Below are 6,292 nucleotides of genomic sequence, written 5' to 3' on the forward strand. Positions count from 1 at the left end.
GGGCCGCCAGTGCGGATGCCAGCACCAGCATGGTGGCGGGCGTGACGTCCAGCGGGAATTTCGTGATCAGCCCGTGGGTCTCCTCTGAGGCCCACTCATCCAGTGCGGCCTGATCGGTCAGCGTGCCGACAACACCATCCGGCAGGCCCGATGCCCAGTCCGCATGCAGCGCAATGTCGTCGCGGGTCCACAGGCCCAACGCAGCGGTGGTCGAGACCCCGGTGCGCAGGACGTCGATCAGTTCGAGCGCATCCTGCTGCGCGGTGTCGGCGGGCCGGCCGAGTGCCGCAACAAGTTCCGCCCGGGCGGTCTCGTCGGCCGCCGAGGCCAGCAGCGCCAGCAGCGGCCACAGCCCGGCACCGGAGAGCACCCAGTCCTGATCTCCGAGGCGGGTGCACCACCGTGCGGTCAATGCGTTCGCAGCCTGCACCGCTGCGGTTGTCGTTGTCTGTTTCATCGTTTCCTCCCCTGATCGGTTCCTTACTACCCCTTCACTCTGACGAGACGCGTGCTTCCGGTGCCGAGCGCCAAGATCGGCCAGCCAGTCGCGGGGTTGGTCGCGCAGATGGGCGTAGCGCTTCTCCGCGGCGGCGCGCAGCGCGGCGAGCTCCTCGGGAGTACGCGTGACGTAACGGTCGATCCAGTCGTCAGTCATCGCCGTTGACCGTCGCTGAGATCGAAAGGTTCTCGTGCCATAACAGCTCCCGGATATCCGGGCCCCGGTGACGGGGCGCTCTTACCCGCACCGGCCGGCGCGGGCCGCTTCGTCATCCGAGCCACCCAACGAGCGTGGGGTTGGCGCACCGCCTAGTCGGAGCTTGGCGACGGTGTCTCGTGAAGCAATTTCGATTATACGGACGGCACCGACAAGTTCAGATTTCACAAGGTCCGACCGGGGACGCAATCACACATCCGGGCCGGCGAAGGTTCACTTCCGCAAGAAGGTTTGTTATCATATCCGATAACTAGGGGTGAACCGTGGGATTGAACGAGGTCCTTCAGTCTGCGGCCCGGCTCCAGCAGCTCGTACCCGATGCGGTGCTGGTCGGGGGAACCGCGGCCGCGTATTACGCCGGCCACCGGGAATCCACCGACCATGACCATGTGGTGACCGACCTCGCGGCACGGTTCGATGCGGTGCTTGAGGCTTTGGAGTCCGATCCCGAGTGGGTCCTGAATCGCGTGACGCCCGGCAAGATCATCCTCGGTTCGCTAGGCGATATCGAAGCCGGCGTCCGCCAGTTGATCCGGCGGCGGGCACTGGAGGTGCAGACCGTCGAGCTTCCCGGCGGTATGACCCTGACCGTCCCCACCCCGGCGGAAACGCTTCGGATCAAGGGCTACCTGACGGTCAAACGGAATCAGACCCGCGATTATCTGGACTTGGCGGCGCTGTCCGATCGGTTCGGTATCGACGCCTCGGCTGAGGTATTGGCCGGCATCGACGATTACTACGACGCCGTCGCCGATGACGAGACTGCCGTCGCGTCGCAGTTGGTCCGCCAACTCGGCAGCCCACGGCCCAAGGATCAGCGCACCACCCGACAGTTGGGCTCCTACAAGAACCTCGAACGCCGTTGGCAGTCGTGGCCGGCCGTGGTCGCCCAGTGCCAGTCGCTGGCCGACGCCATGCTGGAAACGTCATGAGCGCACTGAAATTTCGCAATCTCGGCATCGACCCGTCGACGCCAGTCGGGCAATGGGGCGTCGAGGGTCTGCTGGCCGCCATCGACCGGGGGTCCCTGCCGGACTGGCGACGAATCGCCGCTGCGGTCGACGCCGAACCCTGGGGCCCGGTGGCCGCCGATCTCATCGCGGCCATCGAGCTCGCCGAGGACCGCGGCGTCGCCGCCACCCTCGAGCGGGCGATCGCCCGGGCTCGCCGACGCGCCGAGGACCAGGCCCGCGCCGAGGTCTGCCGCCGGCTGACCACTCTGGTCGCCGAGTCTGGTTACACCGCAGCAGAATTCGCCGGTCGCCTGGGCACTTCACCGTCTCGGCTGTCGACCTACCTGTCCGGGAAGGTCGTGCCGTCGGCCGCCCTATTGGTCCGCGCCGAGGGTGTGGCGGCCAGGCCGTAGGTTTCTGCCGCGGCTGTTTGTCGGTGGGCGGGTGCAGGCTCATCGGCATCCACGACAGAAAGGTGCCGCCATGTGCTGGCAATGCGACAACCCCGACCGGACCACCGAGGACTACCTCGACGTCCTGCGCGAGATCATCCGGACCCACCGCTGGGCCGTGCAATACGTCGAGGGCGAGGACCGGCCGTTCGCCTACACGATCGGTCTGCACGGTTTGGGCCTACCCGAATTGGTGATGACGGGACTCTCGCCGCAGAAGGCCGGACGTGTGCTCAACTCGATCGCCCACAGCATCGTCGACGACGGGATGAAGCTGTGGCCGGCCGTGCACATCGACTATCAGAACGAGTTCATGCTCGAGGTGGTCGAGGTCGAGCACCCCGACGTCCATCTGATTTTCGCCGTCGGACTCCTCGGCCCCGACGTTCGCGCCCTGCAACTGGTGTGGACCGACGACCGGCGGCACTGGCCCTGGGACCGCGGATGGAGTCACGGCCGGCGGCGTCAACCCGTGCTGGGACGGCGGACGCCGTTGGCCGGATGAGCTCCACACCAAACGCAATAGAACGTCGCATCGCCTAGACTTGTTTCTGTCTACAGAAATAGACTATTGTGATCGCATCGGCTCCCACCAGGGAAATCGTCAAACAACTCAAGGGCGCGGGATTCACCAGACGAGAAGGCAAGGGCAGCCACACGGTCTGGACCTGTCGGCACGGGAATTTCCGTGTTGCCGTACCAACCGGCCACCGCACCATCAGTCCGGGAGTCCGAAGCAAGATCAATGCCGCCATCGACAGGTGCCGAGCAGAATGCAGGGAGGACTAGATGCACACCTACGACGTCGCCGTCACCCGCGACGGCAGATGGTGGATGATCACCGTCCCGGAACTCGATGGTTACGCATCGGCGGACGGGTCGATCAATGTCAACGACACGACCCAGGCGCGCCGACTGGCTGACGTTCCCTCTCAGGCCCGTGAGTTCATCTGCACCGTCACCGACACAGCGCCCTCGAAGGTGCAGATGGCGATCACCATCACCGTCGACGACATCGACGTGACGGCACGCGCCCGCCGGCTGGCCGAGGACCGGGAAGCTGCCGAACGCCATGCAGCTTCCGCCGCCACCCAGGCCAAAGAACTCGCTTGCGACCTTGCCGCCCACGGTGTCGCCGTGCGCGACGTCGGTCAGATTCTCGGGGTCTCGTTCCAGCGGGCTCAACAGCTGACCACGGCATAGCTCCGGTTGTCAGACCCCAAGGCCATACTCGCGCCATGACCACATGGCGTGACATGACCGATCAGCTGACCCCGGAACAGGTCGGGCTTCTCGAGCAGCTTGAGCAGGATCCGCTTCCCGGCGGCCTGCTGTCCTCCCCCGCACATCACCTCGCCTTCGCCCGCGGCTGGGCGTGCGAGAACCTCGAGCAGTCGCTGCACGCCGACGTGCCGACGCCGGCCGGCGCCGTCGAGGTCGACGAGTGGCGCAAATCCTCGGACGGTGTCCGGCGGCGCAGCTTCCGCTCGGCAGTGTTGAGTGTCGACGGCGACGGGATCACCCTGGAGATCCACGGCTCGCAAGACACCGATGGCCGCATCACGGGCCACGTCGCCCTGCTTGGTGACGGGCTGGGCAAGCTCGATCCGGATGCTGCGCGGGAGATCGCCGCGGCGCTGTGGGAGGCGGCTGATCGGATCGAGGGGGCGTGAGCGGATGGCCGGCTCATTTGCCACCCACACCAGCGCGCGGGGCAAATGACAATTGAGCCACAACCAGGTGTATCACCTGTGATTCACTCATTGAATGGAGAGCGTTAGCGTGCGGGACCTTCGCAACAGTGGCGGTGAGGTGCTTCACCGGGTGGAGCTCGGCGAGAGCCTGGTCGTGACCAGGAACGGACGGCCGGTCGCCGAGTTACGTCCGCTGCCGCGAGCAAGTGCAAGTCCGGCCGAACTGATCGCTCGTCGTCGGCACCTCCCCCCGGTTGACCCCGCGACTCTGCGTGGTGACCTCGACGCCATCATCGAACAGGGGTTGTGATGGGTGTCGGCATGCTCACACCTCTACGGTGATCCTGCTGGGCCGTATCACCGATCCGGCCACCCTCCCCGACCAGTCAGTGATCAGCACGATCACGTTGGCCGAGTTATCCGTTGGCCCCCAGATCGCCGCCGCCCGCAAGAGAGCAGCACGCGCGTATGACGCCCTGATCGCCGCGACCGCCATTGCCAACGGTCTTCCGCTCTACACCTGCAATCCCGAGGACTTCGAGGGCATTCCCGCACTGGATCTTCACTCGGTGCCGCATCCTGACCGCTAGAAACACTGACATCTCATACCGGCGATCACCGCGACGCGCCCGTGCCGATACCCGCACACGCTGTGATGGCGTCGAGCGGGCCGAGGTGGAAGACATTGCCGGCGCCGTTGACCCGGTCGCCGGTGCTGACCACCAGCAGCCTCCACTGCGGAATCCAGACCGCCGATCCCCTCGAACGCTGCAGGGCGTTCCGCACCAGCGCGGGCCGATGATTCCAGCGTTGCAGCAGCAGATCCGGGCCCTGCAGGGTGAACACCCCACCGTCGTCAGCGACGACCTGCACCGGAATACCGATCTTGGGTTCCTCCACCGATTTGCGGTGATGGATCCAGTGCACCCAGTGCCCGGGTCCATACTTCTCGCAGCGCTTGTCGGTGCCCGCCAAATTCCATCGGATCTCAGACATCAAATCCCCCCAGCCACTACGCCTCATTGGGGAGGCGCTCTTGCCGGCACCGGTGTGGCGACGGCCGCTTCGTCATCCGAACCACCCACGAGCGTGGGGTTGGTGCACCGCCTAGTCGGAGCTTGGCGACGGTGTCTCGTGAAGCTGTTGCAATCGTAGCGAATCGTCCGACAATCGTCGAGAACAATTACGCCGCGCGCGACGCACGTGCCGTCCTAGCACGGGGTGTCGAAGCGGTAGTCCGTCGGATACAACCGGCCGGCGACGTCCAAACATGCCTGATAGCAGTTCCGGTACGACGACGAACCGAACCCGGTCTGCTCGCAATGCATGAAACTGCCGTCGGCGTCGGGCAACTGGTCGCAGAAACCGCCGAACGGACTGCTCCAACACTGCCCTGGAACCGCTGCTGCCGATGACGCACTTACCAATCCGGCGACGGCGACGAGGGCCGCACTAGCGACGGCGATGGCCGCCCGGATCGTGTGGCCCCGGGCACGGGCCGGAGCGGTCACATCCCCTCCGGCGCACCGTGATCGCGGCGTGGTGTCGCGGTTGTCCATGGCGTGTCCCCCTCGCATTGGCTTCTCACTTCGAAATCCGGGCAGTCAGTACGGGCGTCGGCGGCGCCGGTGGCGGCGGTTCGTCGCGCGGCCACCACGTGCAGCGGATCTGCAGATCGTTGGCGTAGGGGCCTGCCGCGGCGATGGCCCCGCGGGCCGCGGCATCGGGGCCGCCGCCGGAACCTGCATAGATCTGGTTGAGAGGCTCGCTCACGTCCCAGGCGGTGGCGACGCAGTCGGTGCTCACGGCGAGGACCCGGCAGTCATCGGCCCGCTCCAGCAGTGCGCATTGCGTCAAGGCGTTGGATTCGGCGGTGAACCGATCAGGCCCGTAGGCCCAGTCCTGCTGTTCATGATTCGGGGAGTTCGCCACCGCCACCCAGCCACCGTCGGCGGCGGCGGGCGGCGACGCCCACACCGCCGCAACGCTCATGACAACGCCGGCCACACCGATCTGGCGAAAACTCCACTTCACTGTCGCCCCCTTCAAAAACGCCCCCCGCACCGACAGAGGTGGGGAACCGCCTACTGCCCAAACAGCTTCCGGCGCAGTTCGGCCCGTTCGACGGCGCGCTGCACCTCTAGCTTCTCCCTTGCGGCGACCAGCAGCGGGGTGTAGCGCTTACTCAGGGTGTCCAGCGCCAAAGCCCGGGCACGGCTGACGTAGGGGTCACGCCGCCGGTAGCGAGCGAGGACCTCGTCAGCGGTATCGCCGGTCACAGCAGCCCGCCGGCATCGGGCACTCCGAAATATCCGAGCAGCCCGATGCTGCCGAGTGCCACTAACTTCACCATCGTCCTCAACCCCCCGTCTCGCCCGGCGATTGTGCCGGACATCGTCGAACCTCATCGTAAAACGAAACACCGACAAAATTCGCACAGAAAAAACTCGATGCACCCGGACGAACACGACCGGTACC

General features: G+C 65.9%; 12 protein-coding genes, 1 pseudogene and 2 riboswitches. Of the genes and pseudogenes, 8 read left to right on the plus strand and 5 right to left on the minus strand.

Annotated features, from left to right (window positions below):
- Window positions 1–655 (minus strand): annotated as a pseudogene (locus ACR2JI_RS16935) (hypothetical protein); the annotation flags it as partial.
- Between the two features lie 72 nt (window positions 656–727).
- Window positions 728–840: riboswitch (SAM riboswitch) on the minus strand.
- Window positions 841–978: 138 nt separating this feature from the next.
- On the opposite strand from ACR2JI_RS16935, the gene ACR2JI_RS16940 reads away from it, so the two are divergent.
- The 8 genes from ACR2JI_RS16940 (at window position 979) to ACR2JI_RS16975 (ending at window position 4,404) form a co-directional block, all read left to right on the plus strand.
- Window positions 979–1,647 carry a hypothetical protein gene (locus tag ACR2JI_RS16940; protein ID WP_526392062.1) on the plus strand — a complete coding sequence of 223 codons (669 nt, stop codon included), beginning with the start codon at window positions 979–981 and terminating at the stop codon, window positions 1,645–1,647.
- Window positions 1,644–2,081: a helix-turn-helix domain-containing protein gene (locus ACR2JI_RS16945; protein ID WP_526392064.1), complete on the plus strand. Its 438-nt coding sequence runs from the start codon at window positions 1,644–1,646 to the stop codon at window positions 2,079–2,081. The genes ACR2JI_RS16940 and ACR2JI_RS16945 overlap by 4 nt, the downstream gene beginning before the upstream one ends.
- Window positions 2,082–2,151: 70 nt before the next feature.
- Entirely contained in the window at window positions 2,152–2,625 is a 474-nt protein-coding gene (locus ACR2JI_RS16950; RefSeq protein WP_526392066.1) for a DUF4262 domain-containing protein, read from the plus strand.
- Window positions 2,626–2,693: 68 nt separating this feature from the next.
- Window positions 2,694–2,909: a type II toxin-antitoxin system HicA family toxin gene (locus tag ACR2JI_RS16955; RefSeq protein WP_526392068.1), complete on the plus strand. Its 216-nt coding sequence runs from the start codon at window positions 2,694–2,696 to the stop codon at window positions 2,907–2,909.
- Window positions 2,910–3,323 (plus strand): HicB family toxin-antitoxin system, encoded by a 414-nt coding sequence (locus ACR2JI_RS16960; RefSeq protein WP_526392070.1) that lies wholly within the window; start codon window positions 2,910–2,912, stop codon window positions 3,321–3,323.
- A 35-nt stretch (window positions 3,324–3,358) separates the two neighbouring features.
- Window positions 3,359–3,793: a hypothetical protein gene (locus tag ACR2JI_RS16965; protein ID WP_526392072.1), complete on the plus strand. Its 435-nt coding sequence runs from the start codon at window positions 3,359–3,361 to the stop codon at window positions 3,791–3,793.
- A 94-nt stretch (window positions 3,794–3,887) separates the two neighbouring features.
- Window positions 3,888–4,124 (plus strand): type II toxin-antitoxin system Phd/YefM family antitoxin, encoded by a 237-nt coding sequence (locus ACR2JI_RS16970; RefSeq protein WP_526392074.1) that lies wholly within the window; start codon window positions 3,888–3,890, stop codon window positions 4,122–4,124.
- Window positions 4,125–4,152: 28 nt separating this feature from the next.
- Window positions 4,153–4,404: a PIN domain-containing protein gene (locus tag ACR2JI_RS16975; protein WP_526392076.1), complete on the plus strand. Its 252-nt coding sequence runs from the start codon at window positions 4,153–4,155 to the stop codon at window positions 4,402–4,404.
- 25 nt (window positions 4,405–4,429) lie between these two features.
- Here ACR2JI_RS16975 and ACR2JI_RS16980 read toward each other — a convergent pair whose 3' ends face one another.
- The 4 genes from ACR2JI_RS16980 to ACR2JI_RS16995 form a co-directional block, all read right to left on the minus strand.
- Entirely contained in the window at window positions 4,430–4,810 is a 381-nt protein-coding gene (locus ACR2JI_RS16980) for a hypothetical protein (RefSeq protein ID WP_526392078.1), read from the minus strand.
- Between the two features lie 31 nt (window positions 4,811–4,841).
- Window positions 4,842–4,954, minus strand: a riboswitch (SAM riboswitch).
- A 71-nt stretch (window positions 4,955–5,025) separates the two neighbouring features.
- On the minus strand, window positions 5,026–5,373 hold the full coding sequence (locus tag ACR2JI_RS16985) for a hypothetical protein (protein ID WP_526392080.1): 348 nt from the start codon (window positions 5,371–5,373) through the stop codon (window positions 5,026–5,028).
- 25 nt (window positions 5,374–5,398) lie between these two features.
- Window positions 5,399–5,848, minus strand: coding sequence for a hypothetical protein (locus ACR2JI_RS16990; protein WP_526392082.1), 450 nt, complete (start codon window positions 5,846–5,848; stop codon window positions 5,399–5,401).
- A gap of 50 nt (window positions 5,849–5,898) precedes the next feature.
- Entirely contained in the window at window positions 5,899–6,093 is a 195-nt protein-coding gene (locus ACR2JI_RS16995; protein WP_526392084.1) for a hypothetical protein, read from the minus strand.
- Between the last annotated feature and the right edge of the window lie 199 nt (window positions 6,094–6,292).

This window comes from Mycobacterium sp., from assembly GCF_051006775.1.
Taxonomy (GTDB): domain Bacteria; phylum Actinomycetota; class Actinomycetes; order Mycobacteriales; family Mycobacteriaceae; genus Mycobacterium.